The 24,347-nt window shown below is 71.1% G+C and carries 26 protein-coding genes; 17 read left to right on the top strand and 9 right to left on the bottom strand.

The genetic code is table 11. The features are described 5' to 3' along the window. Positions 1-103: 103 nt before the first annotated feature. The 8 genes from OG504_RS19550 to OG504_RS19515 all read left to right on the top strand — a co-directional run bounded on the left by OG504_RS19550 (position 104) and on the right by OG504_RS19515 (position 8,060). Positions 104-298: a hypothetical protein gene (locus OG504_RS19550; protein WP_019058412.1), complete on the top strand. Its 195-nt coding sequence runs from the start codon at positions 104-106 to the stop codon at positions 296-298. A gap of 23 nt (positions 299-321) precedes the next feature. Next, complete coding sequence (gene mshB / locus OG504_RS19545) at positions 322-1,230, top strand: N-acetyl-1-D-myo-inositol-2-amino-2-deoxy-alpha-D-glucopyranoside deacetylase (RefSeq protein WP_405990959.1); 909 nt, start codon at positions 322-324, stop codon at positions 1,228-1,230. Continuing rightward, the gene (locus OG504_RS19540; RefSeq protein ID WP_405990958.1) at positions 1,230-1,646 is read left to right on the top strand and encodes a DUF6113 family protein; all 417 of its coding nucleotides are present in this window, start codon (positions 1,230-1,232) and stop codon (positions 1,644-1,646) included. The genes mshB and OG504_RS19540 overlap by 1 nt, the downstream gene beginning before the upstream one ends. Before the next feature lie 150 nt (positions 1,647-1,796). Beyond that, positions 1,797-4,424, top strand: a complete 2,628-nt coding sequence (locus tag OG504_RS19535; protein WP_405990957.1) for a hypothetical protein — start codon at positions 1,797-1,799, stop codon at positions 4,422-4,424. 150 nt (positions 4,425-4,574) lie between these two features. Next, positions 4,575-5,501 (top strand): ABC transporter ATP-binding protein, encoded by a 927-nt coding sequence (locus tag OG504_RS19530; RefSeq protein WP_405990956.1) that lies wholly within the window; start codon positions 4,575-4,577, stop codon positions 5,499-5,501. Beyond that, positions 5,498-6,238: an ABC transporter permease gene (locus OG504_RS19525; protein ID WP_405990955.1), complete on the top strand. Its 741-nt coding sequence runs from the start codon at positions 5,498-5,500 to the stop codon at positions 6,236-6,238. The genes OG504_RS19530 and OG504_RS19525 overlap by 4 nt, the downstream gene beginning before the upstream one ends. After that, the gene (locus tag OG504_RS19520) at positions 6,235-7,449 is read left to right on the top strand and encodes a sensor histidine kinase (RefSeq protein WP_405990954.1); all 1,215 of its coding nucleotides are present in this window, start codon (positions 6,235-6,237) and stop codon (positions 7,447-7,449) included. The genes OG504_RS19525 and OG504_RS19520 overlap by 4 nt, the downstream gene beginning before the upstream one ends. Beyond that, on the top strand, positions 7,446-8,060 hold the full coding sequence (locus tag OG504_RS19515) for a response regulator (protein WP_405990953.1): 615 nt from the start codon (positions 7,446-7,448) through the stop codon (positions 8,058-8,060). The genes OG504_RS19520 and OG504_RS19515 overlap by 4 nt, the downstream gene beginning before the upstream one ends. Positions 8,061-8,192: 132 nt before the next feature. On the opposite strand, the gene OG504_RS19510 is transcribed toward OG504_RS19515, so the two are convergent. Together OG504_RS19510 and OG504_RS19505 are read right to left on the bottom strand one after the other, a co-directional pair. Then, positions 8,193-9,065 carry a tetratricopeptide repeat protein gene (locus OG504_RS19510; RefSeq protein WP_405990952.1) on the bottom strand — a complete coding sequence of 291 codons (873 nt, stop codon included), beginning with the start codon at positions 9,063-9,065 and terminating at the stop codon, positions 8,193-8,195. After that, on the bottom strand, positions 9,062-10,075 hold the full coding sequence (locus tag OG504_RS19505) for a GNAT family N-acetyltransferase (protein ID WP_405990951.1): 1,014 nt from the start codon (positions 10,073-10,075) through the stop codon (positions 9,062-9,064). The genes OG504_RS19510 and OG504_RS19505 overlap by 4 nt, the downstream gene beginning before the upstream one ends. A gap of 140 nt (positions 10,076-10,215) precedes the next feature. Here OG504_RS19505 and fdxA point away from each other — a divergent pair, with 140 nt between their 5' ends. Both fdxA and OG504_RS19495 read left to right on the top strand, forming a co-directional pair. After that, entirely contained in the window at positions 10,216-10,536 is a 321-nt protein-coding gene (fdxA, locus tag OG504_RS19500) for a ferredoxin (protein ID WP_019058397.1), read from the top strand. Positions 10,537-10,679: 143 nt separating this feature from the next. Further along, entirely contained in the window at positions 10,680-11,774 is a 1,095-nt protein-coding gene (locus tag OG504_RS19495; RefSeq protein ID WP_405990950.1) for a bifunctional succinyldiaminopimelate transaminase/glutamate-prephenate aminotransferase, read from the top strand. A gap of 118 nt (positions 11,775-11,892) precedes the next feature. Here OG504_RS19495 and OG504_RS19490 read toward each other — a convergent pair whose 3' ends face one another. Further along, positions 11,893-12,345 (bottom strand): ATP-binding protein, encoded by a 453-nt coding sequence (locus OG504_RS19490; protein ID WP_266861847.1) that lies wholly within the window; start codon positions 12,343-12,345, stop codon positions 11,893-11,895. Positions 12,346-12,642: 297 nt separating this feature from the next. Beyond that, positions 12,643-13,620, bottom strand: a complete 978-nt coding sequence (locus tag OG504_RS19485) for a heavy metal transporter (RefSeq protein WP_405990949.1) — start codon at positions 13,618-13,620, stop codon at positions 12,643-12,645. Positions 13,621-13,705: 85 nt separating this feature from the next. On the opposite strand from OG504_RS19485, the gene dapE reads away from it, so the two are divergent. Together dapE and OG504_RS19475 are read left to right on the top strand one after the other, a co-directional pair. After that, positions 13,706-14,785 carry a succinyl-diaminopimelate desuccinylase gene (dapE, locus tag OG504_RS19480; RefSeq protein ID WP_405990948.1) on the top strand — a complete coding sequence of 360 codons (1,080 nt, stop codon included), beginning with the start codon at positions 13,706-13,708 and terminating at the stop codon, positions 14,783-14,785. 76 nt (positions 14,786-14,861) lie between these two features. Further along, positions 14,862-15,620 carry a TIGR00730 family Rossman fold protein gene (locus OG504_RS19475; protein ID WP_318018671.1) on the top strand — a complete coding sequence of 253 codons (759 nt, stop codon included), beginning with the start codon at positions 14,862-14,864 and terminating at the stop codon, positions 15,618-15,620. Positions 15,621-15,764: 144 nt separating this feature from the next. On the opposite strand, the gene folP is transcribed toward OG504_RS19475, so the two are convergent. Next, complete coding sequence (folP, locus tag OG504_RS19470; protein WP_405990947.1) at positions 15,765-16,625, bottom strand: dihydropteroate synthase; 861 nt, start codon at positions 16,623-16,625, stop codon at positions 15,765-15,767. Positions 16,626-16,760: 135 nt separating this feature from the next. On the opposite strand from folP, the gene OG504_RS19465 reads away from it, so the two are divergent. Together OG504_RS19465 and OG504_RS19460 are read left to right on the top strand one after the other, a co-directional pair. Beyond that, on the top strand, positions 16,761-17,111 hold the full coding sequence (locus OG504_RS19465) for a DivIVA domain-containing protein (RefSeq protein ID WP_405996376.1): 351 nt from the start codon (positions 16,761-16,763) through the stop codon (positions 17,109-17,111). Next, complete coding sequence (locus OG504_RS19460; protein ID WP_405990946.1) at positions 17,108-17,689, top strand: DNA-3-methyladenine glycosylase I; 582 nt, start codon at positions 17,108-17,110, stop codon at positions 17,687-17,689. Before OG504_RS19465 ends, OG504_RS19460 begins: the two co-directional genes overlap by 4 nt. Positions 17,690-17,764: 75 nt before the next feature. On the opposite strand, the gene OG504_RS19455 is transcribed toward OG504_RS19460, so the two are convergent. Next, positions 17,765-18,568 carry an enoyl-CoA hydratase/isomerase family protein gene (locus OG504_RS19455; protein WP_405990945.1) on the bottom strand — a complete coding sequence of 268 codons (804 nt, stop codon included), beginning with the start codon at positions 18,566-18,568 and terminating at the stop codon, positions 17,765-17,767. 375 nt (positions 18,569-18,943) lie between these two features. On the opposite strand from OG504_RS19455, the gene OG504_RS19450 reads away from it, so the two are divergent. Next, entirely contained in the window at positions 18,944-19,111 is a 168-nt protein-coding gene (locus OG504_RS19450) for a DUF3117 domain-containing protein (RefSeq protein ID WP_003966491.1), read from the top strand. A gap of 120 nt (positions 19,112-19,231) precedes the next feature. On the opposite strand, the gene OG504_RS19445 is transcribed toward OG504_RS19450, so the two are convergent. Continuing rightward, positions 19,232-19,930 (bottom strand): O-methyltransferase, encoded by a 699-nt coding sequence (locus OG504_RS19445; RefSeq protein ID WP_078622928.1) that lies wholly within the window; start codon positions 19,928-19,930, stop codon positions 19,232-19,234. 270 nt (positions 19,931-20,200) lie between these two features. Between OG504_RS19445 and sigE the strand changes: the two genes are divergently transcribed. Both sigE and OG504_RS19435 read left to right on the top strand, forming a co-directional pair. Then, positions 20,201-20,902 carry an RNA polymerase sigma factor SigE gene (gene sigE / locus OG504_RS19440; RefSeq protein ID WP_019072074.1) on the top strand — a complete coding sequence of 234 codons (702 nt, stop codon included), beginning with the start codon at positions 20,201-20,203 and terminating at the stop codon, positions 20,900-20,902. Further along, on the top strand, positions 20,899-21,915 hold the full coding sequence (locus OG504_RS19435) for an anti-sigma factor family protein (RefSeq protein WP_405990944.1): 1,017 nt from the start codon (positions 20,899-20,901) through the stop codon (positions 21,913-21,915). The genes sigE and OG504_RS19435 overlap by 4 nt, the downstream gene beginning before the upstream one ends. A 695-nt stretch (positions 21,916-22,610) precedes the next feature. Here OG504_RS19435 and OG504_RS19430 read toward each other — a convergent pair. Further along, positions 22,611-22,781, bottom strand: coding sequence for a hypothetical protein (locus OG504_RS19430; RefSeq protein WP_405990943.1), 171 nt, complete (start codon positions 22,779-22,781; stop codon positions 22,611-22,613). 443 nt (positions 22,782-23,224) lie between these two features. Then, complete coding sequence (locus OG504_RS19425; protein WP_405990942.1) at positions 23,225-24,319, bottom strand: hypothetical protein; 1,095 nt, start codon at positions 24,317-24,319, stop codon at positions 23,225-23,227. Positions 24,320-24,347: the final 28 nt, after the last annotated feature.

Genomic DNA, 24,347 nt, shown 5'->3' with positions numbered 1-24,347 from the left:
TGGATTTGCTCTACCGATTTGCGCTGAGGATCCACCCCATGGATCCATTGCCCCCATAGTCCGACCCCCCCCTAGTCCCTGGGATCATTGGAGGTGAGCCGCCGTGGCACTCTCGATTTCGGCGGTGGTGCTGCTGGCGATCGTCGTCTTCCTTCTGGTCAAGAAATCAGGGCTGAAGGGCGGGCACGCGGTCGTCTGTGTCCTCCTCGGGTTCTATCTGGCCTCCTCGACCATCGCGCCCACGATCAGCGATCTCACGACGAACATCGCGAGCATGATCGGCAGCATCAAGTTCTGACGGCTCGCCTTTAGGGTGGGTCCATGACGGAACTGCCCTCCCCCACCCTGCGGGCGGGGGGACCCCCATCTCGCTGCGCTCGTCGTCTGCTGCTGGTGCACGCGCACCCGGACGACGAGTCGATCAACAACGGCGCGACGATGGCCAAGTACGCGGCCGAGGGTGCCCACGTGACGCTGATCACGTGCACCCTCGGAGAGCGCGGCGAGGTCATCCCGCCCGCACTGCGGCATCTGTTGGGCGCCGGACTGGCCGAGGAGCGGGAGCGCGAGCTCACGGCCGCCATGAAGGCGCTCGGGGTCACCGACCACGGCTTCCTGGGCGGCCTCGGCAGATACCGCGACTCCGGGATGATGGGCACCTCGGACAACGACGACCCCGCCTGCTTCTGGCAGGCCGACGTCGACGAGGCCGCCGGACATCTCGTCGAGGTCATCCGCGAGGTCCGTCCGCAGGTCCTCGTCACCTACGACCCCGACGGCGGCTACGGCCATCCCGACCACATCCAGGCCCACCGCGTGGCCATGCGCGCGGCCGAACTCGCCGGCGACGCGGGGCAGTCGATCGCCAAGGTCTACTGGAACCGCGTCCCCAGGACCGTCGTGGAAGAGGGCTTCGCGCGGCTGCGTGACGCGCTGCCGGAGCTGCCCTTCGCCGAGACGGCCGCCGTGGACGACGTGCCGGGTGTCGTGGACGACGGGCGGATCACCACCGTGATCGACGGCACCGCGTACGCCGCCGCCAAGACCGCCGCGTTGCGCGCGCACGCCACGCAGGTCGAAGTGGCCCCGGAACAGCCGTACTTCGTGCTCTCCAACTATCTCGCGCAGCCCGTGTTCACCACCGAGTACTACGAGTTGGTGCATTCTTCTGTGAACGGCGGGCGCGGCGGGGCGACTGAGTCCGATCTCTTCGAAGGGCTGGGCCTGTGATGAGCGCAACCAACGGCGGGAGTCTGCTCGCGCAGCCGCTGCAACGGCCGTCCGCGCTGCGGGTGTTGGCCTACCTCGGACTCTTCGCGCTCGGCGCGGTCGTCGGGGCGGCCGGGGCCCTCGTGCAGGCCGCGTGGTTCCCGGGCGGGCTGCTGCTCGCGCTCGTGGGAGCCGCCGGACTGTTCCTCGGCGGGGCGAGAGCGACCGACGGGAGGGGCGGGGCCGTGGCGCCCGCCGCGGGCTGGATGGTCGCCGTCATCCTGCTCACCGCCAGCCGTCCGGAAGGAGACTTCCTGTTCGGCGCGGGAGTCGGTTCCTATCTCTTCCTGCTCGGTGGGATGGCCGTAGCTGTGATCTGTGCCACGTTGGGTTTGGGGCGGCAACCAACCAGCCCTGACGTCCGACTTGGCAAGTGACGTACCACTTCGCGGTGACGCGCGCGTGCGAGTCCGGTGTGGGTTTCCCCAGCGGCCGTGGGATAGCGCCAAGAAGTGGCCAGTATGGTGGTGCGCGCCGCCGAGTCGCCCGTGGGTGTCGGGCGGCGGAGCCAACCGGGAGAACCTGCCTTGAGTCGTGAAACTGACACTCCGTCCTCCGGGCCCGACGGGCGCGGCGGAGCCGCTTACCCCTCGGGGACCCCGCCGTACGGGACGCCGGCGGCTTCCGACGACCGTACGGATGCGGGGCGTTCGGCCGCGCAGCCGGAGGAACGCAAGACCGAGACGACGCTGACGACCCGGATCCGGATCAACATCCCCGGTTCGCGGCCCATTCCGCCTGTCGTCGTGCGCACGCCCGTCGCGGACACCGGGTCCGGCGACGGATCCACGACCGCCGAGGTGCAGCTGCCGAGTTCCGCGCTGCCCACCGGCGGCGTCGTCGAGCCGTCCGCCGAACTCGCGCTGCCCGGCGCCGAGGAGAAGACGAGCGACTGGTTCGCACCCCGCAAGTCCGGCCCCGCGAAGGGCGGTCAGGGCGGTGGCGGCACCAACGGCGCCGGGATTCCCGGCGGTTCGGCCGCGGGCACCCCGAGTGCGCCCGCTTCCGGTGCGCCCGGTGCGGGCCGGCCGGGTGCCGGTCGTCCCGGTGGTGTGGTCGGCGGCATGAACGTGACGGGCGCCGCCCGGCAGGCCGCCGCGAACGGCGGCACGAACGGCGCCGGAATGGGCGGCGCCACCGGCGCCGGACCCGTCGCCCCCGGACACGGTGGCGGCACGGGTTCCTTCGACGTGACGGAAGCACTGGCGGCCGGCAACGGGCCGCGCCCGAACGGTGGCGGCCCCAACGGCGGCCCCGGCGAACCGCGCCGCGACGACCTGCCGTACTTCTCGGACAACGGGCAGCAGGGCGGCTACCCCGGGCCCAACGGCCAGGGCGGACAGGGTGGTTACCCCGAGCCCAACGCTCAGGGCGGGCAGGGCGGTTACCCCGAGTCCAACGGCCAGGGCGAGCTGGGCGGTTTCCCTGGGGGCAACGGCCTCGGCGGGCGAGCCGAGCAGTTCCCCGGGCCGAACGGTCAGGGCATGGGTTCCGGAGGCCCGGGCGGTCCCGGTGGTCCGGGTGGACCCAACGGTTTCAACGGCCCGAACGGGCGCGGCGGTCCGGGCGGTCCCGAGGGTCCCGCGGGCCCGACCGGCGGTCCGGTCACCGGCAACGGCCTGATGCTCCCGCCCGGCCCCATGGGCGGAGCACCGGGCGCGCCCAGCGCGCTGAGCGGCTACGCGGACGGGCCTGGACCTGGCGGCACGAACGGAGGCCCCGGTGGACCGGGTGGTCCCGGTGCCCCGGGTGCGCCCTCCGGCCGGCACGGCGGCGGTCGCGGCAGGGGCCCTGGCGGTCCCGGCACAGGGCCTGGCGGTCCCGGCGCGGGTCCCGGCGGCCCGGGTTCGGTCCCCGGCGGTCCCGGCATGGGACCCGGTGGCCCGGGCATGGGCCCCGGCGGCGCGAGCATCCCCGGCATGATCCCCGGCGGTGGTCTCAGCGACGACACCGCGATCCTCACCCCGCAGAAGCCGGCCCCCGAACCCGGTGGCCCCGGCTACGGCGCCCCCGCCGACCAGGTCTCCGGACACACCGTCACCAGCGGGATGCCGGTCATCCCGGGCGCGGGGAACGCGCCGTTCGGCACGGGCACCCACCCCGACGGACCGCTGCCGCACACGCCTCCGAAGTTGCCCGAGCCCGGTGCGGCGCAGAGCGCGCCCGCCGCGGCCAAGAACACCGGCAAGAGCGCGAAGAAAAAGAAGAAGGGCCGCAGCAAGCTGGTCCTGCTCTGCGTCGGCGTGATCGTCATCGGCGGCGGCGCCTACTGCGCGGGCCTGCTGATGAACCACACCGACGTCCCCAAGGGCACCACCGTGCTCGGTCTCGACATCGGCGGCGGCACCCGTGACGACGCCGTCAAGAAGCTCGACGACGCGTTCGGCGACCGCGTGAACAAGCCGCTGAAGCTGTCGGTCGGCGGTAAGACGGTCTCGCTCAAGCCGGACCAGGCGGGGCTCCAGTTCGACACCACGGCCACCGTCAGCGCGGCGGCCACCAGCGACTACAACCCGGTCTCCGTGATCGGCTCGCTCTTCGGCCAGCACCGGGTCGTCGCCCCGGTCATGCCGGTCGACGAGGAGAAGCTGCACGCGGCCCTCTCCGACCTCGGCGGCGGCTCCGGCTCCGGCGCGGTCACCGAGGGCACGATCCAGTTCACGTCCGGCAAGGCCGTCGCGGTCTACGGCAAGGCGGGCAAGGCGATCGACGCGGCCGCGTCCACCGACGCCGTCGAGGAGGCGTACCGCACCGAGGTGGAGACCGGCACGGCCACCGCGGTGACCGTCCCGACGACCACCAAGCAGCCGACGGTCTCGAACGCCGAGGTCGACCGCGAGATGAAGGCCTTCGCGGAACCCGCGATGTCCGCCCTCGTCACGGTCAAGACGGACACCGGCGTCACCCTGCCGCTGAGCCCGAACAAATCCCTGTGGAAGTTCCTCAGGGTGAAGGCCGTGAACGGCAAGCTCACCGACAGCCCCGACCTCACCGCCCTCAAGACGCTCTACGGCAGCACCTTCGACGGCGTGACGATCACCCGGGCCACCGGCCAGAAGACGGCCGTCACCCCCGAGGACGTCTACGGCGCCCTGCGCCAGGCCCTCATCAGCAAGACCAACCGGGTCGGGACCATCGTCACGAACCCCAGCTAGCGCACGACGACCGCACGAAGGGGCACCCGGCACAGCGCCGGGTGCCCCTTCGTCGTAGGAAGGCAGTCGTCGTCCCATGACATCTGTCATGCGGCACACCGGACCGCCGACACTGCCGGGCACCGGCCCCCGGCGGCCACGATGGGTGGCATGACGACAACAGCGGGGACCGCGACCACAGCGGTGGTCGGGTTCGATCAGGTGAGCAAGAGCTACGGCGAGGTCCGGGCCGTCGACGGGCTGTCGCTCGTGCTGCACCCGGGGGAGACGGTGGCCCTGCTCGGTCCGAACGGGGCCGGCAAGTCGACCACCCTCGATCTGCTGCTCGGCCTCAAGCAGGCCGACACCGGCAAGGTCGAGGTCTTCGGGACCAGCCCGCGGGATGCCATCGTCGCCGGGCGGGTGGGCGCGATGCTGCAGAGCGGCGGGCTGATGGACGAGGTCACGGTCGCCGAACTGGTCCGGCTGGCCTGCGACTTGCACCCCAAGCCGTACAAGGTCGCGGACGTGATCGCCCGTGCGGGCATCGCGCAGATCGCCGACCGCAAGGTCAACAAGCTCTCCGGCGGCCAGGCCCAGCGCGTCCGCTTCGCCCTCGCGACCGCGGGCGACAGCGACCTGATCGTCCTCGACGAGCCGACCACCGGCATGGACGTCACCGCCCGCCAGGCCTTCTGGGCCACCATGCGCGAACAGGCCGACCAGGGCCGTACGGTCCTCTTCGCCACCCACTACCTCGAAGAGGCCGACGCCATCGCGGACCGCGTACTGGTCCTGCACCGCGGCCGGCTGCTCGCGGACGGCACCGCCGCCGAGATCAAGGCGAAGGCCGGCGCACGCAAGGTCGCCTTCGACCTGGAGGGCGAGATCGACGAGGCCCCTCTGCGGTCCCTCCCGTTCCTGACGTCGATCGACATAAGCGGCTCCACGATCCGCATCCAGTCCACCGACGCCGACGCGACCGTCCACGCGCTCTACGGCCTCGGTGTCTACCCCCGCAACCTCGAAGTCGCCGGGCTCGGCCTGGAGCAGGCCTTCGTCGCCATCACCGCCGCCGAGGAGGCCAAGCAGTCATGAACAGCCTGATCAAACTGGAACTCACCCGCGCCCTGCGCAACCGCAAGTTCCTGTTCTTCTCGGTGATCTACCCCTCGGCCCTGTTCCTGCTGATCGCGGGCAGCGCGGGCAGCACGGACAAGGTCGACGGCACGGGCCTGACCGTGGCGACGTACATGATGGTCTCGATGGCCTCCTTCGGCGCCCTGACCGCCGTCCTGATGGGCAACAGCGAACGCATCGCGAAGGAGCGGGAGAGCGGCTGGGTACGGCAGTTGAGGCTGACCCCGCTGCCGGGCCGCGGCTATGTGATCGCGAAGACGGCCAGCGCCGCGGTGGTCAGCCTGCCCTCCATCGTCGTCGTGTTCATCGTCGCCGCGACCGTGAAGAACGTACGGCTGGACGCCTGGCAGTGGTTCGCGCTGACCGGCGCGATCTGGGCCGGCAGCCTGGTCTTCGCCGCGCTCGGGGTGGCCATCGGGTACATGGCGAGCGGGGACGCGGTGCGCCCGATCACCATGATCACGTACTTCGGACTGTCGATGCTGGGCGGCCTGTGGATGCCCGCCACGACGTTCCCCGACTGGCTGCAGTCCATCGCGAAGTGGCTGCCCACCCACGCGTACGCTGCCCTCGGCCAGGCGATCGAGCAGAGCCGGTCGCCCCACGCCAAGGACGTCACCCTCCTCGTCGTCTACTTCGCCCTGTTCGCGGGCGGGGCGGCGTGGCTGTACCGGAAGGACACGCTGAAGGCGTGAGCGCGATGACCGAAGACCCGCTGCCGGAGAAGGCCAGGGTGGAGCGGCTGATCCGGATCGGACAGCCGCCCCGCGACCGGGGCGAGGTGCTGCGCAAGCTGGTGTGGATCCTGCCCTGGCTGGTCTTCCTCGGCGCACCCGTGCAGGACCTGCTGGGCGACCACCACACCACCGCTGCCACGACGGCCGGCTGGGCGGGTCTGGTGGCCTTCACCGGGATCTACCTGGCGGTCGTCTTCCGCACCATGGGCCGCCCCTACTCCGGCTGGCTCGTCGGCGCCATGGTCGCCGTCCTGTGGGTACTGGCGGTGGCCCTGACCCTCTCCCTCGGCCACTCCTGGCTCGGCCTCTTCGTCTACGTCTCCGTCACCTGCGGGGTCACCCTCCCGCTGACCGCCGCGTACTGGACGATCCCGCTGACCACCGCCGCGATGATGCTGGCGGGCTGGTTCGTCGACGACCTGGACGACGCCTGGGGCCTGTTCCTGATCGTGCTCCTTGTGGGCTACTCCATGACGGGAGTACGGCAACTCGTGCGCACGACGGTCGAGTTGCGCAAGGCGCGGGCCACGGTGGCCCAACTGGCGGCGAACGAGGAGAGGTTGCGCCTGGCCCGAGACCTGCACGACCTCCTCGGCCACTCCCTCTCCCTGATCACGCTGAAGAGCGAACTGGCCGGCCGGATGCTCCCCGACCACCCCGACAAGGCGGCCCAGCAGGTCACCGACATCGAACAGGTCAGCCGCCAGGCCCTGGTGGACGTCCGCGAGGCGGTCACCGGCTACCGCCGCCCGCGCCTGGCCGGCGAACTGGCGGGCGCGCAGGTCGCGTTGGCGGCGGCGGGAGTCATCGCGGACCTTCCCTCCGAACCAGACCTGACGGCGGCGTCCGAGGGGAGCGAGTCGGCCCTGGCCTGGGCCCTGCGCGAGGCGATCACCAACGTCGTACGGCACAGCGGCGCCCAACGCTGCGTGGTCGAACTGGTGCGGCGCCACACCCTGGACGGCCCGATGCTCGAACTCTCCGTCGAGGACAACGGCTCGGGCGGCTCCGGCAAGGGCCCCGGCAACGGTCTGACGGGCCTCACCGAGCGCCTGGAGAAGGCCGGCGGCTCCCTGGAGACGACCCGCCTCAAACACGGCTTCCGGCTGGTGGCACGGGTGCCCGCCGACGCCCCGGCCGCCGTGACGGACGTAGGATCGCCCGCATGAGCCGTACGATCAAGGTCCTCCTCGCCGAGGACCAGTCGATGGTCCGCGAGGCACTGGCCGCACTGCTCGGCCTGGAGGACGACATCGAGGTCGTCGCCCAAGTGGCCCGCGGCGACGAGGTGTTGGCGGCGGCCCGAGAGCACGCCGTGGACGTGGCCCTCCTCGACATCGAAATGCCGGGCTGCACAGGCATCGAGGCGGCGGCCCAGGTCCACAAGGCACTCCCCGAGGTGAAGTTGGTGGTCCTGACGACCTTCGGCCGCCCCGGTTACCTCCGCAGCGCGATGGAAGCGGGAGCGGACGCCTTCCTGGTGAAGGACGCCCCGGCGGCCCAACTGGCCGAAGCGGTAAGGAAGGTGCTCGCGGGGGAGCGGGTCATCGACCCCACGTTGGCGGCAGCGGCACTGGCGGAGGGGGCCAACCCTTTGACAGACCGTGAGCGGGAGGTTTTGCGGGCGGCGGCGGACGGGTCGACGAACGCTGAACTGGCGAAGGCCCTGCATTTGTCGCAGGGGACGGTCCGCAACTACCTGTCGACAGCGATCCAGAAGCTGGCGGTACGGAACAGGGCAGAGGCGGTGCGCATCGCAAGGGAGAAAGGCTGGCTGTAAAACACAGGCAAGGGCGGTTCCGGCAGGGGCGTGGGGCTGTATCGATGTGCGGCTCCGCCGCGTGGGCGCGACCAGCCCCAACGCGCCATCAGACGCAAGACGACCAAGGCCCCAACGGCGAATAGGCGAAAGTCAGTTCAACATCGCCCGAGCCGAATGAGCCTGCCCCCGCACTCGATCCGCAGCAGGCTCATCCACGGCCGCCACCACCTCGGCATACGCGTCCAGTTCAGCCGCGCCGGTCAAGAAATCCCCGCGCTGAACCAGCAGTTGAGCCCGCTCATACCGCAACCGGGCCGCATGAGACGGCAACACCAACGCCAACTCCACAGCCCACAGGGCGACATCGGACCGCTCAGGCCGAGCCGCAGCCCACGCCCGAATGTTGTTCAGGACGCGCGAAACAACCTCCAGAGGCGCCGCAGGCACAAGCATGGACGGCTCCAGCGCACCCCCCGTCGCCCCCGCCACCAACAACTCCGCATCGCCGCCCGACAACACCCGCCCCCCGTCGAAGGGATCGGCCAGCACCTGCTCCTCCGCCGGCCCGAACCCCACGACAAAGTGCCCCGGCAACGCGACCCCGTACACCGGCGCCCCCGCCCGCCGGGCAACTTCCATCCACACCAGGGAGAGCAGGATCGGCAGCCCGCGCCGCCGCCGCAGCACCGCATGCAGCAACGAGGACTCCAACCGCTGATAGTCACCGGGCGAGCCCCGGAACTCGAACCGCTCGCCCAGGAGTCGACGCAACGCGCTCGCCCAGGCAGCGGGCCCGCCGGGGCGATACGGCACCTGCCCGGCCAGCCGGTCCAGCTCCATCTGCGCCGCGTCGATGCCCGCGTCGTCCAGCGCCCCGTCCGCCGCAGCCCCCACGAGCAGGCACAGCACGGCCAGATCGGGCCGTTCCGACCGCACCTCCTCGGCGAACAGCTGACGTACCTCGGCGGCCCGCTCGGGGGGCGGGGGACAGGGACCGGACACGGCGAACTCGTAACCCGTCACGACGAACCGTCGCCGGAGTCACGGGAGTCGCGGTAGTGGTGATAGGCGTGATGCGCGGAGAACCCCATCCCGGAGTACAACGCCCGCGCCCCCACGTTCTCCGCCTCGACCTGCAACCACGCGGCCGAAGCCCCCTCCTCCAATGCCCGCGAGGCCAACGCGGCCATGACGACCGACCCCAGCCCCCGCCGCCGTAGCGCCGGATCGACCTCGACCGCGGCGAACCCGGCCCACCGCCCGTCGACGACACACCGCCCGATGGCAGCTGGCTCGGCCCCCTCGCCGGGCACGGTCGCGAACCACACCGAGGGCCCACTCCCCAGCACCTTCAGGGCCACCTCGCTCACCCCCTTGCGCTGATAGCGGGCCAGCCACGCCTCGTCGGCGGACCGGGACAGCACGACCCCGGACGCGTCGGCGCGGTCGGCGACCGGGGCCAGGGCCCCGACCCACAGCTCGGCCGTCACCTCGCGGGTCCAGCCGCGCCGTTCCAGCTCGGCGCAGAGCAGCTCCTGGGTGCCCTCCGCGCCGGTCGCGGTCTGGATGTACGCGGGCAGGCCCCGGTCGCCGTACCACCGTCGTACGGCGGTCAGGGCCTCGTCGAGGGGTGGGCCCGGATCGCCGAGGGGCAGTACGGAGTTGGCGCGGCGGGTGTATCCGGCGGCGGCGCGCAGCTCCCACTCGCCGAGCCGCTCGCTCTCCACCGGCCGCCACGCGCGCGAGGAGACGTGGGCCAACTCCCGGTAGCCGGCGGACGGTCCTCGCCGTCGGGCCGGAGCGGCCGGGACGACCTTGCCCGCGACCAGCGAGGATTCCGAAATACGGACGGACGCGCCACCCTTCCGTGTGATCGTCAGCACACCGCTGTCCCATGATGTGAGAACACCCACCGTGTCGGTGAACTTCTCCGTCGTGTCTTCAGCATCTGTCAAGCACCTGACGGACACCCGTTTGCCCACGTCAGCAGCGGTTATGCGGACCTCAAGACGTCCCGCCGCAGAGATTTCCACAGGTCAGTTCACCCCTCCTGTATGGATCACGCCCCGGAACGGAGATACTAGGTGCGGGCATGGACGACGCCGCGCTCCCGCGCGCCGGGCGGCGGAGCCTACGGAGGCCCGCCAGCGCCCTATCGAGGAGGAACGACAGCGTGACCTACGTCATCGCGCAGCCTTGTGTAGACGTCAAGGACAAGGCGTGCATCGAGGAGTGCCCGGTCGACTGCATTTACGAGGGCTCACGGTCCTTGTACATCCACCCGGACGAATGCGTCGACTGCGGAGCCTGTGAGCCGGTGTGCCCGGTCGAGGCGATCTTCTACGAGGACGACACTCCCGAGGAGTGGAAGGACTACTACAAGGCCAACGTCGAGTTCTTCGACGAGCTCGGCTCCCCCGGCGGCGCCAGCAAGCTGGGCCTGATCGAGCGCGACCACCCCTTCGTCGCCGCGCTGCCGCCGCAGAACCAGTAAGAGCGGCCCGCACAGACGCGCCGCCTCGGTCCCGTACGGCCTGATCACGCCCGATCAGCGCCCTACGGGGCCGAGGCGTTTGCCGTACAGCGGTCTGACGACGGCTGTACGGGGCGCACGCACCAGAAAGTGAGCCAGTCATCGTGTCCGCAGTAACCGACCGCCTGCCCACCTTCCCCTGGGACAAGCTGGAGCCGTACAAGAAGACGGCCGCGGCGCACCCGGACGGCATCGTCGACCTGTCGGTCGGCACCCCGGTGGACCCGGTTCCCGACCTGATCCAGAAAGCGCTGATCGCCGCGGCCGACTCGCCCGGCTATCCGACGGTCTGGGGCACACCGGCACTGCGCGACGCGATCACGGGCTGGGTGGAGCGCCGCCTGGGCGCCCGCGACGTGACCCACCGCCACGTCCTGCCCATCGTCGGCTCCAAGGAACTCGTCGCCTGGCTCCCGACCCAGCTGGGCCTGGGCCCCGGCGACCGCGTGGCCTACCCGCGCCTCGCGTACCCCACGTACGAGGTCGGCGCCCGCCTGGCCCGAGCCGAGTACGAGACCTACGACGACCCGACACAGCTGAACCCCGAGGGCCTGAAGCTCCTCTGGCTCAACTCCCCGTCGAACCCCACCGGCGAGGTCCTGCCGAAGGACGAGCTGACCCGGATCGTCGCCTGGGCCCGCGAGCACGACATCCTGATCTTCTCCGACGAGTGCTACCTCGAACTCGGCTGGGAGGCCGACCCGGTCTCGGTCCTCCACCCGGACGTCAACGCCGGTTCCTACGACGGGATCGTCGCCGTCCACTCCCTCTCCAAGCGCTCCAACCTCGCCGGTTACCGCGCGGCCTTCCTCGCCGGCGACCCGGAGGTCCTGGCCCCGCTCCTGGAGATCCGCAAGCACGGCGGCATGATGACCTCGGCCCCGACGCAGGCGGCAGTGGTGGCGGCCCTAGGGGACGACACCCACGTCCAGGAACAGCGCGAGCGCTACCTGACCCGCCGCACGGCCCTCCGCGAGGCCTTGCTGAAGCACGGCTTCCGCATCGAACACAGCGAGGCGAGCCTCTACCTCTGGGCGACCAGGGACGAATCCTGCTGGACGACGGTGGCCCACCTGGCCGACCTCGGCATCCTGGTGGCTCCGGGCGATTTCTACGGCGAGGCGGGCGAGAACTTCGTAAGGGTGGCTTTGACGGCGACGGACGAGCGAGTACAGGCAGCTGTAAACAGGCTCAGCTGAAGGTCTTTTGCTTTTAGGGGCGCGGGGAACTGCGCGACCAGCCCCCACCGGCCGCAAGCCGAAGAACGACGCAAAAAGGGGTCCAGGGAACTCCCTGGACCCCTTCAACGCAGGGCGCTTAGCCGAGCGGCAGCCCCTTCAACGGCAGCTCCTGCGCGGTCGGCAGCCCACCCTTGGTGACCGCGTCCGTCGGCAACCCGCCACCCGCAGTCGCCGTCTTCGCGGTCTCACCGAGCAGACCCCCGGCCTGCCCCGCCGTGTCCCCGGCAACGTGCTGCGCAGCCGGAGCCACCGTCTTGGCAACCTTCCCACCGGTCTTGCCCGCGGCCGGCACCGCCTTCTCCAGGGCCTGGCCACCGGACTTGCCGGCGACCCCCGTGACGTTCTGGCTCGCGCCGTCGACCGTGTTGCCGACGCTCGCCCCGTCCAGGGCGGTCAGTGCGCCCAGGTTCGGGGTGGCCGGCAGGGAGGGGGCCGCACTGGCGGAGCCGGCCGCACCGACCCCGGCTGCCGCTCCCGCTGCGACGAGCAGCGCGGCACGGGCGATCCGGCGGGTCAGGGGGAGGGACATGATGCTCCTTGTGTTGATCTCCGGGCTCGGACGCAGTGACTACCGCTCGAAGCGCGCGAAGGTTGCGGAGCGGCAACGTAAAGAGTTGGCAATGCGTCGCATAATCAGCTACGGATAAAAACGGACAAAGAGCGCCCGGTGTGAAAGCCTGCCAAATGCTCGCAGCCCTTTGTTTTCAAGGACTTCGGTGCACGCCAGGGCGACCGCACGAAAACCTGCGTACGCCCGGACCCGCATCGACCACGCATAACCCCTACGGGTGACGACCCGTACGACTGCCCGGTCATTGCCTCTCGGCTACTTCTGCCCGCCCTGCCGCTCGGTCACTATCCGCACCCCACCGGAGGCCTTCGTGGCGGTCGAGTGCCACGGGTCGTCCGCACTGCCGGCGGCCCACTCGCGGCCGGCGTACGACACGCGCTCGATGTGCAGCACCGAGGAGTTGGCCACCGCCCAGTGCGCGAGCTGCCAGCCGGTCCGCGTGCTGCCGGACCCCACCGGCAGGGTCACCGTGCTGCTCCCGCCGGTCGCACTCGCGCTGGGCGACGGCGTCGACTTGGCCGTCGACTTGGCCTTGGAGGTAGATCCGCCGGTCACCTCCGCGCCCGTCTCCTTCAGCACCGTGCGCCCGAAGTCCCGTACCAGCGCGGCCCGTACGGCGTCCGGGCCGGTGTCCGCCTGGGTGGTGTCCGGGAGGCCCTGGCAGGTCAGCGTGGCGGCCGCCTGCCCGGTGAGGGCGGCGGACAGCAGCGTGGCCTCGGGCTCGTGCTTGGCGTACGCCTCCGGGTAGCCGCTGCGCTGCACGCGCTGCGCGGCGACCGTGAGGGGGAGCGTTTGGTAGTCGTTCACCTTGGCCAGGTGCTCGTAGAAGACGCCCGCCGCGTACGTCGGGTCCAGGATCTCCTTCTTGGTGCCCCAGCCCTGTGAGGGCCGCTGCTGGAACAGGCCGAGCGAATCCAGGTCGCCGTGCTGGATGTTGACGAGCTGCGACTCCTGGAGGGCGGTCGCGAGCGCGATCGTCACGGCCCGCTCCGGCATCCCGCGCCCGGTGCCGACGGCGGCGATCGTCGCCGCGTTCATCGTCTGCTCCTGCGAGAACTCGTACGCCTGGCCGTCGTCCTTGCCGGAGACCACCTTGCAACCGGGCCCGCCCCGGCCGCCGGTGACGTACTGGACGACGAGATAGCCCGCGACCGCGAGCAGCACCACGAGCGCCGAGGAGAACCGGAAGAGGCGGCCGCGTCGACGCTTCTTGGGGGTGGGGGACTGGAGCATCCCCACAAGGTACTGGAGGCTCCTGTTACCGCTGCGCCGGGTGTGGACAAACGGTGGAGAGGCCCTTCGCGTTAGGGTCGATGCCATGGCCGACACCGCACTTGACCTCACGCTGGACGCCGCGCGGCTCACCGCGCAGCTCGTCGACTTCCCCTCGGAGAGCGGCACCGAGAAGCCCCTCGCCGACGCGATCGAGACCGCCCTGCGCACCCTGCCGCACCTGACGGTCGACCGGTACGGCAACAACGTCGTCGCCCGCACGAACCTCGGTCGCCCCGAACGCGTCGTCCTGGCCGGCCACATCGACACCGTCCCGATCGCCGACAACGTCCCCTCGCGCCTCGACGAGAACGGCGTCCTGTGGGGCTGCGGCACCTGCGACATGAAGTCCGGAGTGGCGGTCCAACTCCGTATCGCGGCAACGGTGTTGGCCCCCAACCGCGACCTGACGTTCGTCTTCTACGACAACGAGGAGGTCGCCGCCCACCTCAACGGACTCAAGCACGTCTCCGAGGCCCATCCGGACTGGCTGGAGGGCGACTTCGCGGTCCTCCTGGAGCCGACGGACGGTCAGGTCGAGGGCGGCTGCCAGGGCACGCTCCGGGTGTTCCTGAAGTTCAAGGGTGAACGAGCGCACTCCGCGCGCGCGTGGATGGGCTCCAACGCGATCCACGCGGCCTCAAGGGCACTGGCCAAGCTCGCCGCGTACGAGCCCCGCACACCCGTCGTGGACGGCCTCCAGTTCCACGAGGGCCTCAACGCGGTGCGCGTCGAAGGGGGTGTGGCCACCAACGTCATCCCCGACGCGTGCACCCTGGTTGTCAACTTCCGCTATGCGCCCGACCGCAGCGAGGAGGAGGCGGAGGCCTTCGTACGGGACTACTTCGCGGACTGCGGGGTCGACGAGTTCGTCGTCGACGACCACACCGGAGGGGCCCGCCCCGGCCTGACCCACCCGGCCGCCGCTGCCTTCATGGCGGCCGTCGGCGGCGAGGCCCGGCCCAAGTTCGGCTGGACCGACGTGGCCCGCTTCAGCGCGCTCGGCGTGCCCGCGGTGAACTACGGCCCCGGCGCCCAACTCCTCGCCCACAAGGTCGACGAGCGGGTCGAGGCGGCCCTGATCCCCGAGGCCGAACGGCGGCTCGTGGACTGGCTGACGGGCTGACATCCGTACGTCCCCCCGCTGTAACCCGCGTAGACCTACGCTGAGGTGGAAACACCTGCAAGTGGAGGGAGCGCACATGGCTACAGGCAACCCCGAGGGCAAGCAGCAGCCACCGGAGGAGCAGCGCCTGGGACCGGTCCTCCGGCGGCGCGGCCAGGTGACCGCGAGCACGACCGACCAGCGCCTCCTGGACGCGGGCGGCCCCTCGGACTGGGTCCACACCGACCCGTGGCGCGTCCTGCGGATCCAGTCGGAGTTCATCGAGGGCTTCGGCACCCTGGCCGAACTGCCGCCCGCGATCAGCGTGTTCGGCTCGGCCCGCACCAAGCCGGACTCACCGGAGTACGAAGCGGGCGTACGCCTCGGACGCGCCCTCGTGGAGGCCGGGTGGGCCGTGATCACCGGCGGCGGCCCCGGCGCCATGGAGGCGGCCAACAAGGGCGCCCTGGAGGCCAAGGGCATCTCCGTCGGCCTCGGCATCGAGCTGCCCTTCGAGCAGGGCCTCAACGCCTACGTCGACATCGGGCTGAACTTCCGTTACTTCTTCGTCCGCAAGATGATGTTCGTCAAGTACGCCCAGGGCTTCGTGGTCCTCCCCGGCGGCCTCGGCACCCTCGACGAACTCTTCGAGGCCCTCACCCTCGTACAGACCCAGAAGGTCACCCGCTTCCCGATCGTCCTCTTCGGGAGCGAGTACTGGGGCGGCCTGGTCGACTGGCTGAAGAACACGCTGATCGCCCAGGGCAAGGCGTCGGAGAAGGACCTGCTTCTGTTCCACGTCACGGATGACGTCGATGAGGCGGTAGCGCTGGTGTCGAAGGAAGCGGGACGGTAGTGAACAGCCCGCTCACTTCTGAACTCGGGCCGGCTCCACTCAGCCTGTCCGGCGTTTGAGGACGAGGCCGTCCAGGCCGAAGCGGGGGTCTGGGGGCGCAGCCCCCAGGGATGGGACGGGTAGGGGCGGCGGGGGCGAGAAAACTTACGCCAGCCCCCGCCTGCCCACCGCCGGAGGCCGGTGCCCCGCGATCGACGCCACCATGTCCAACACCTGCCGCGTCTCCGCGACTTCGTGCACCCGGTACACCTGCGCACCCAGCCACGCAGACACCGCGGTGGTCGCGAGCGTGCCGACAACCCGCTCCTTGACCGGCTTGTCGAGCGTCTCGCCCACGAAGTCCTTGTTGGACAGCGAGACCAGCACGGGCCACCCCGTGTCGACCATCTCCCCGAGCCGCCGCGTCGCCTCCAGGCTGTGCCGCGTGTTCTTCCCGAAGTCATGCCCGGGATCGATCAGAACGGACTCCCTGGGGACCCCGAGTTCCACGGCCCGCTCGGCGAGCCCTACGGTCACGCGCAGGATGTCGGCCATGACGTCGTCGTACGTCACCCGGTGCGGCCGGGTACGCGGCTCCGCGCCACCGGCGTGCGTGCACACCAGCCCCACCCCGTACCGCGCGGCGACCTCCGCGAGCCGGGGATCGACACCGCCCCACGCGTCGTTCAGGAGATCCGCGCCGACCTCGCAGACGGCCTCGCCGACCTCGTGCCGCCAGGTGTCGACGCTGATGATGACGTCGGGGAAGCGCCGCCGTACCTCGGCCACGAAGCCGACCGTGCGCTGCGCCTCCTCGTCGGCGGTGACCTCCTCGCCGGGACCGGCCTTGACCCCGCCGATGTCGATGATCGCGGCGCCCTCGGCCACCGCCTGCTCCACGCGCGCGAGGGCGGGCTCGTCGCGGAACGTGGCCCCCTGGTCGTAGAAGGAGTCCGGGGTCCGGTTCACGATCGCCATGATCACCGGCTCGTGCGTGTCGAATTCACGCCTGCCCAGCCTGAGCATCCCCTGTGACCTCTCCTAGTACGTACCGGTCTTCAGCCGCCTGTGACCCTAACTGTCAGCGTCGCATGGCACGATCGGACCCTGACACATTCGGCTTCGGCACGTCCGACATCGACGCCCGTGGAGACCTCAGAGATGTTCATGTTCCTGTTCCTGGTCGTCGGGCTCGCCGTCGTGGTCGGCGCCGTGACCCTCTCGGTGATCGGCGGCGGCGAGAACGCCCCGCTGCCCGACGCCACGCCCGAGCGCCTCGACGACCCGCTGCCCCCGGACCGCCCGGTGAACCACGCCGACATCGAGACCCTCCGCTTCCCGCTCGCCGCGCGGGGCTACCGCATGGCCGAGGTGGACGACGCGCTGGGCCGCATCGCCGCCGAACTCGCCGAGCGCGACGCTCGGATCGCCGACCTGGAGCACGCCCTCGCGGGCGCCCAGGCCAGCGCCCACGTCTCCATGCACAAGCCGGTCGAAGGCGACCAGCAGTGACCGAGGGCGGGGCCGTCGCGGGCCCGGACGGCGCCCTGCGCTGCCCCTGGGCACTCTCCACGGAGGACTACGTCGCGTACCACGACGAGGAGTGGGGCCGCCCGGTCCACGGCGACGACGCCCTCTACGAGCGCCTCAGCCTGGAGGCCTTCCAGTCGGGCCTCTCCTGGATCACGATCCTGCGCCGCCGCGAGGGCTTCCGGGCGGCGTTCGACGGCTTCCAGATCTCCAAGGTCGCCACCTTCACGGACACCGACCGCGAACGCCTCCTCGCCGACGTGGGCATCATCCGCAACCGCCTCAAGATCGACGCGACGATCGCCAACGCGCGCGTGCTGGTCGACTGGGCTCCGGGAGAGCTGGACGAGTTCATCTGGTCCCACGCCCCGAAGCCGGGGCCGGCCCCGAAGAAACTCGGGGACGTCCCGGCGGTGACGGCCGAGTCGACGGCTCTGTCGAAGGCCCTGAAGAAGCGGGGCCTGAAGTTCGTAGGCCCGACGACGGCGTACGCCCTGATGCAGGCGTGCGGGTTGGTGAACGACCACTTGAAAACCTGCGTGGCGAGAAGCGCTCCGTAAGAGGCGCGGGGCTGTGTCGATTTGCGGCTCCGCCGCGTGAGCGCGACCAGCCCCACACACCCGCAGCTTCAGAACTCAGCGACCCAAGTACTTCGGCTTCTCCTTGTTGACGAAGGCCTGCACGGCGATCGCGTGGTCCTCCGACGCGCCCGCCCAAGATTGCAGTTCGTCTTCTTTCTCCAGCGTCTCCTCAAGGGTGTGCGTCAGCCCGAAGGCAACGGCCTCCTTCAGCGCCGCGTAAGCCACCGTCGGCCCGTCCGCCAGCTGCCGGGCCACCTTCTCCGCCTCGGCGTGCAGCTCACCAACAGGGACGAGACGGTTGGCGATCCCGAGGTCGTACGCGTCCTGCGCCTTGATGGTCCGCGGAAACAGCAGCAGGTCGGAAGCACGTCCCGGACCAACGACCCGCGGCAGGGTCCAGGAGATGCCGGAGTCCGCGGTCAGGGCGACCCCCGCGAAGGACGTGTTGAAGCCGGCCGTGTCCGCCACGACCCGGTAGTCCGCGGCCAGGGCGAGCCCGAAACCGGCGCCCGCGGCGACCCCGTTGACCCCGGCGACAACGGGCTTCGCCATCCCGGCCAGCGCCCGCACGATGGGGTTGTAGTGCTCCTTGACCGTGGTCATCGTGGCCCCGGTCCCGGCCTCCCGGTCGGAGGCCAGCAGCGTGATGTGCTCCTTCAGGTCCTGGCCCACGCAGAACGCCCGCTCCCCGGCCGCCGTCAGCAGCACGGCCCGTACGGCGTCGTCGGCCGCCGCGGACCGGACCGCCTCCCGGAGGGCGACCTTGGTCGCGATGTTCAGCGCGTTCATCGCCTCGGGGCGGTTCAGCGTGATCGTCGCGAGTCCGTCGCTCACCTCGTAGAGCACGGTGTCGGCCATGGCGTATCCCCTCGGGTGTCGCGGCTCCGGCGTACCGGTCGGTAGGCCGTACGTCCGTAGGACAGCATGGCGGAGATCGCCGTCCACGACCCGGACCGGACGTGTGACCTGCGTCAAAGAATTCTGGTCCGGATCGGGTCGGCCGGGGTCCGCGCGGCGGCGGAGTATCGCAGTCACATCGGCGAATTGAGTGGTTTTGCTCGCGCGCGTTGCCCAAGCGATGCCGACTGATGTTGGTCATCGGGTCCTGAGATGCGGGATAATGGCTTGGAAGCAATGTGTTCGATGCCGGTGACGCGTGTCTCATTAGGGGCCGCGCGTGCCCTCCATGGGGCCGTCGGCGACGATGAGCTGGTTTCAGGAAGGGGAACGAGCATGGCGGCCATGAAGCCGCGGACGGGCGATGGCCCGCTCGAGGTGACCAAGGAGGGGCGGGGCATCGTCATGCGCGTTCCGCTCGAAGGCGGCGGGCGGCTCGTCGTCGAGCTGACCCCTGACGAGGCCGACGCGCTGGGCGACGCCCTCAAGAAGGTCGTCGGCTGACGCGGCGGAACGCGACCATACCCCTTCAGCTGCCCCGGCATCCGAGACGGTGCCGGGGCAGCTGTTTGCCCGGAGTCCTGAGTTCGGATTTCTACGGCAGGTCCGGCGTTCGGCGCCTGTCTACCGCTTGACGGCGCACAGCAGGCCGTCGCCCACCGGGAGCAGCGACGGCACCAGCTCCGGGCTCTCGCGCACGGCGCGCAGCAGCTCGCGCAGTCGGAGGACCTCGGTGGGCTGGGGGCTCGAGTCGACGGTGCGGCCGTTGGCGAAGACGCCCTCGAAGACCACCAGGCCACCCGGACGCAGCAGGCGCAACGATTCAGCGAGATAGTCCAGGAACTCCAGCCGGTCACCGTCGCAGAACACGAGGTCGTAGCCCGCGTCCGCGAGCCGGGGCAGCACGTCCAGGGCGCGGCCCGGGATGAAGCGGGCCCGGTTGCTGGCGAAGCCGCACGCGCGGAAGGCCTGGCGGGCGAACTGCTGGTGGTCCGGCTCCGGGTCGACGGTGGTCAGTACCCCGTCCGGCCGCATGCCGTACAGAAGATGCATTCCGGAGACGCCCGTCCCGGTTCCGATCTCGGCCACCGCTTTCGCGTCCACGGTGGCGGCGAGCATCCGCAGCGCGGCGCCCGTGCCGGGCGACACCGAGCGCAGCCCTGCCTCGCGGGCCCGGTCCCGGGCCCAGCGCAGTGCTTCGTCCTCGGCGACATAGGCGTCGGCGAACGCCCAGCTCGTCTGCCGGTTGCCGGTAATGACCCTCTCCTGTCCCCGTGGTTGCCTGGGCGTGACTGTATCCGTTGGTGCCGGGAACCTGCTGATGGGACCGGGCGTTTAGAGGGGGAGGAATGCACTCGGGGACGCGACCGGAGGGAAGGGCGGGGGATGACGATGGATCAGGTCGTCGAGCTGGACGTCGAGCAAGGTCGCGAGCATCGGCTCGCACCACCGCCAGGTCGGTATGAGCGTGTATCAAATTCTCGTAAAACCGCTTATCCGGAGCTAACGGGCGAGGTGGCTATGGTAGGGGCTCCACTGGACACCACCAGAGCCGACAGGGGAGGTGCGGCTGTACCTGTGGATCGGGGAGGAGTGCTTCGGCGCTTTCTCGGATCGGCGGGCAGGCCGAAATCCGTGAACGACACCGCTGCTGACCACAGCCACGCCGCTGACCATGCCCAGACCGCGACCTTCTCCACCGACGCGGACGGGCAGGCGTGGACTCCGCCCACCTGGGAGGAGATCGTCAGCACCCACAGCGGCCGTGTGTACCGGCTCGCGTACCGCCTGACGGGGAACCAGCATGACGCCGAGGACCTGACGCAAGAGGTCTTCGTCCGGGTCTTCCGTTCCCTGTCGACGTACACGCCCGGCACCTTCGAGGGCTGGCTGCACCGCATCACCACCAACCTCTTCCTGGACATGGTCCGCCGCAAGCAGCGCATCCGTTTCGACGCGCTGGGGGAGGACGCGGCCGAGCGACTGCCCAGCCGCGAGCCGTCACCCCAGCAGGTCTTCAACGACGCGCACTTCGACGCCGACGTCCAGCAGGCCCTGGACACCCTCGCCCCGGAGTTCCGGGCGGCGGTCGTCCTGTGCGACATCGAGGGTCTCTCGTACGAGGAGATCGCCGCGACCCTGGGCGTCAAGCTCGGTACGGTCCGTTCCCGGATCCACCGCGGCCGCTCCCAGCTCCGCAAGGCCCTCGCGCACCGCTCGCCGGAAGCACGGGCCGAGCGCCGTTCCTTCGTGGCGCGTGTGCCCGCGCTGGGGGGAGGGGGCGCGACCGCGTGAGTGGATCACGTCCTACGCCTGCGGAGCAGCATCTGGGAGACCGACTTTCCGCCCTGGTGGACGGGGAGCTCGGTCATGAGTCGCGCGAGCGCGTACTGGCGCACCTGGCCACCTGTACGAAGTGCAAGGCCGAGGCCGACGCGCAGCGCCGACTGAAGAACGTGTTCGCGGAAATGGCCCCACCGCCCCCCTCCGAGAGCTTCCTGGCCCGACTGCAGGGGCTCCCCGGGGGCGGCGGCGACACGGACGGCGAGGAGCCGCCCGGCGGGGGACTGTTCGCCGCCGGGATCGGCGTCTTCGGCGTCAAAAGAGACGGCCCGCTCGACGCGTTCGAGTTCGGCTACGTCCCCGCGGGCCCACACGTGGCCAGGGCCCTGACTCCGTCGGCCCCGTCTCCAGCTACATCTGCATCCCCGTCTTCGTCCCGGTCCGCCCGCGAAGGCTTCCGTATCCATGACGTCAGCCGGCACGACGCCGACCGCTCCGCCTCGCGCGGGATGCGGTTCGCGTTCGTCGCCGCCGGGGCGGTCTCGTTGGCCGCGATCGCGCTGGGCGGGGTGGCCACGGTCGCTCCTGGCGACACGGCTGCGGAGGCGCGGGGCGGTACGGGTGTGACGCCGGCGCGTACCCAGGGCACGGGCGCGGCGGCCACCACCGACGCCGGGCGCCGCCGCGGGGTCGGCCCCCTGCTCGCCCAGGGCACGAGCCAGCGCTCGATGCTCGGCGACACGGCGGTCCCTACCTCGGTCTCCGCACCGCTGCTCCCCGGAGTGCCGTCGCCCGCGGCGGTCCAGGGTGACGAGGTCATGCACACGTTGACCGCGCCGGTGATGGCCGGAGCGGCGGTCATGTCGCCCCTGATACGCCCGCTCAACGCGACCCCGCCGGTCGCCCTCACGTCCTGGTCCACGGCCCCTGAGGTCATGACCCCGGGCCTGCTCCGAACACCGGCTCCCGACGCCACCTCGTCTCCCTCTTCCGCCCCCTCGTTCCCCGCCCACCCGCTCCACTGACCGGCCTCTGCGCCACGGCCCGCGAACCTGGTTGAATCCGGGGAGTACGGGGTGGCGCGGGCAGTCGTGGGGGGACGGGAACCATGAACGAGGGGACGCCGGAGCGGGGGCCTGCGAGGACGAAGTGGTGGGCTCGGGGTCGGGGCCCCGCGGCGCCGGATCACCCGGTACCGGGCACGGCTGACGCGCAGGATGCTGCACCGGGACCTTTGGGTGATGCCGGGGTCCGTGTCCGTGGGGCTGACGTCGACGGGGATACCGGCGCGGATACCGAGGGTGTCGGGGATGCCGACGGGGACTTTGCGTTGCGGCCGCCGGGTGCGGGGGTTGGCGACGGGGACTTCGAGTTGCGGGCACCTGCTGATGGGCTGAGCGGTGAAGTGGCTTCCGGTGGGGGTGACTTCGAGCTGGGGCGCCCTGTGTCGGGGGGCTTGGCCGGGGGTGCGGCTGAGGATGCCGGCGGTGACGTCGAGTTGGGTCGGCCGGTGGGTGGGGCTCCAACTGGCGGTGCGGTTGCGGGCGTTGACGGTGAGGTCGACCCGGGGCGTCGTGCTGTGGAGTCCCTGGTCGGCGGTGCGGTTGCGGGTGTTGACGGTGATTTCGAGTTGGGGCGTGCCGCGTCGGCGTCCCCGGCCGATGGTGTGGTCGTGGGCGAGGGCGGTGACTCAGAGCTGGACCGGCCTGTGGTCGAGTCTTCAACTGGGCTTGCTGCGGCGGACGTTGGTGTCCAGCTGGGGCATCCGGTCTCGGGGTCCCAGGCCGACGGGGTGGTCGTAGACGCCGGCGGTGACTTCGAGTTGAGCCACCCCGTGTCGGGTTTCCCGGGCGGTGGCGTGGGCGCCGACGGTGTTTCCGGGCTGGGTCATCCCGGGTTGGTCTTCCCGACGGGCGCCGCGGCTGTGGGCGGCGGCGCTGATTTCGGACCGGAACCTTCCGAGGTGGGTCATCCCGTGTCGGTCTCCCCGGCTGGCGCCGCGTCTGTGGGCGTCGGCGCTGATTTCGGACCGGAATCTTCCGAGGTGGGTCATCCCGTGTCGGTCTCCCCGGCTGGCGCCGCGTCTGTGGGCGTCGGCGCTGATTTCGGACCGGAACCTTCCGAGGTGGGTCATCCCGCGTCGGTTTCTCCGACCGGTGTCGCGGCTGTAGGCGTCGGCGCTGATTTCGAGGCGGAACCCTCCCGTCCCGTACCCCCGACGACGCCCAGCGAGGTCCTCTCGCCCACCGGCAGGCCCAAGCCTCTGCACGACCCCGACCCCTACAGCACCCCGCCGTACGGCGAGCCGGGGCCCTGGGCGCCCGCGCCGCCTGTTCAGCACCCGGCGGTCACCTCTGCGCCCGGCGTGGCCACACAGGCCCACACAGCAGCTCCTGACACTCCAGCCCCGGTGGTCCCGTACAGCGCTCCCGCGTCTCCGGGGGCTCCTGCACCATCTCTTGCTGATACCGCGCCCCTCGGTGCTCCCGCCCTGTACTCCGCTCCCGCGGCTGCTGACACTCCTGCGCCGCCGTTCGACGACACCGCGCCTCCAGGCATCCCCGCACCACGTATCGCCGATGCCTCAGCCCGCAGTGCCTCCGCGCCCTCCGTCGCGACCCCGACATCCTCCGCCCCCTCCGCGCCCGCGCTTGGCGTCGATGCCTCAACCGCCGGCGTCTCCGCGCCCTCCGTCGCGACCCCGGCGTCCTTCGCTCCCTCGGTACCGCCCGGCAACCCCGCGCCCGCGCTTGGCGTCGACGCCTCAACCGCCGGCGTCTCCGCGCCCTCCGTCGCGACCCCGGCGTCCTTCGCTCCCTCGGTACCGCCCGGCAACCCCGCGCCCGCGCTTGGCGTCGACGCCTCAACCGCCGGCGTCTCCGCGCCCTCCGTCGCGACCCCGGCGTCCTTCGCTCCCTCGGTACCGCCCGGCAACCCCGCGCCCGCGCTTGGCGTCGATGCCTCAACCGCCGGCGTCTCCGCGCCCTCCGTCGCGACCCCGGCGTCCTTCGCTCCCTCGGTACCGCCCGGCAACCCCGCGCCCGCGCTTGGCGTCGATGCCTCAACCGCCGGCGTCTCCGCGCCCTCCGTCGCGACCCCGGCGTCCTTCGCTCCCTCGGTACCGCCCGGCAACCCCGCGCCCGCGCTTGGCGTCGATGCCTCAACCGCCGGCGTCTCCGCCTCCTCCGTCGCGACCCCGGCGTCCTTCGCTCCCTCGGTACCGCCCGGCAACCCCGCGCCCGCGCTTGGCGTCGATGCCTCAACCGCTGGCGTCTCCGCCTCCTCCGTCGCGACCCCGGCGTCCTTCGCTCCCCCGGTACCGCCCGGCAACCCCGCGCCCGCGCTTGGCGTCGACGCCTCAGCCTCCAGCGCCTCCGCGCCCTCCCTCACAACCCAGGCATCCTTCCCTCCCGCCGCACCGCCCTTCACCGATACCGCGCCTCCCGGCACCCCCGCG

Origin of the sequence: Streptomyces sp. NBC_00986 (assembly GCF_045162565.1) — a bacterium.
Lineage (GTDB): Bacteria > Actinomycetota > Actinomycetes > Streptomycetales > Streptomycetaceae > Streptomyces.
Note: the sequence above shows the minus strand (reverse complement) of the source record. Positions and strands in the feature narration are given on the sequence as shown.

Bases quoted from the DNA above. Each gene is read 5' to 3' on its own strand.
- mshB (WP_405990959.1), top strand. From the start codon at position 322: ATGACGGAACTGCCCTCCCCCACCCTGCGGGCGGGGGGACCCCCATCT.
- OG504_RS19540 (WP_405990958.1), top strand. From the start codon at position 1,230: ATGAGCGCAACCAACGGCGGGAGTCTGCTCGCGCAGCCGCTGCAACGG.
- OG504_RS19530 (WP_405990956.1), top strand. From the start codon at position 4,575: ATGACGACAACAGCGGGGACCGCGACCACAGCGGTGGTCGGGTTCGAT.
- OG504_RS19525 (WP_405990955.1), top strand. From the start codon at position 5,498: ATGAACAGCCTGATCAAACTGGAACTCACCCGCGCCCTGCGCAACCGC.
- OG504_RS19515 (WP_405990953.1), top strand. From the start codon at position 7,446: ATGAGCCGTACGATCAAGGTCCTCCTCGCCGAGGACCAGTCGATGGTC.
- OG504_RS19490 (WP_266861847.1), bottom strand. From the start codon at position 12,345: ATGTCCCTCCCCCTGACCCGCCGGATCGCCCGTGCCGCGCTGCTCGTC.
- OG504_RS19485 (WP_405990949.1), bottom strand. From the start codon at position 13,620: ATGCTCCAGTCCCCCACCCCCAAGAAGCGTCGACGCGGCCGCCTCTTC.
- dapE (WP_405990948.1), top strand. From the start codon at position 13,706: ATGGCCGACACCGCACTTGACCTCACGCTGGACGCCGCGCGGCTCACC.
- OG504_RS19475 (WP_318018671.1), top strand. From the start codon at position 14,862: ATGGCTACAGGCAACCCCGAGGGCAAGCAGCAGCCACCGGAGGAGCAG.
- folP (WP_405990947.1), bottom strand. From the start codon at position 16,625: ATGCTCAGGCTGGGCAGGCGTGAATTCGACACGCACGAGCCGGTGATC.
- OG504_RS19465 (WP_405996376.1), top strand. From the start codon at position 16,761: ATGTTCATGTTCCTGTTCCTGGTCGTCGGGCTCGCCGTCGTGGTCGGC.
- OG504_RS19455 (WP_405990945.1), bottom strand. From the start codon at position 18,568: ATGGCCGACACCGTGCTCTACGAGGTGAGCGACGGACTCGCGACGATC.
- OG504_RS19450 (WP_003966491.1), top strand. From the start codon at position 18,944: ATGGCGGCCATGAAGCCGCGGACGGGCGATGGCCCGCTCGAGGTGACC.
- OG504_RS19430 (WP_405990943.1), bottom strand. From the start codon at position 22,781: ATGACCCAGCCCGGAAACACCGTCGGCGCCCACGCCACCGCCCGGGAA.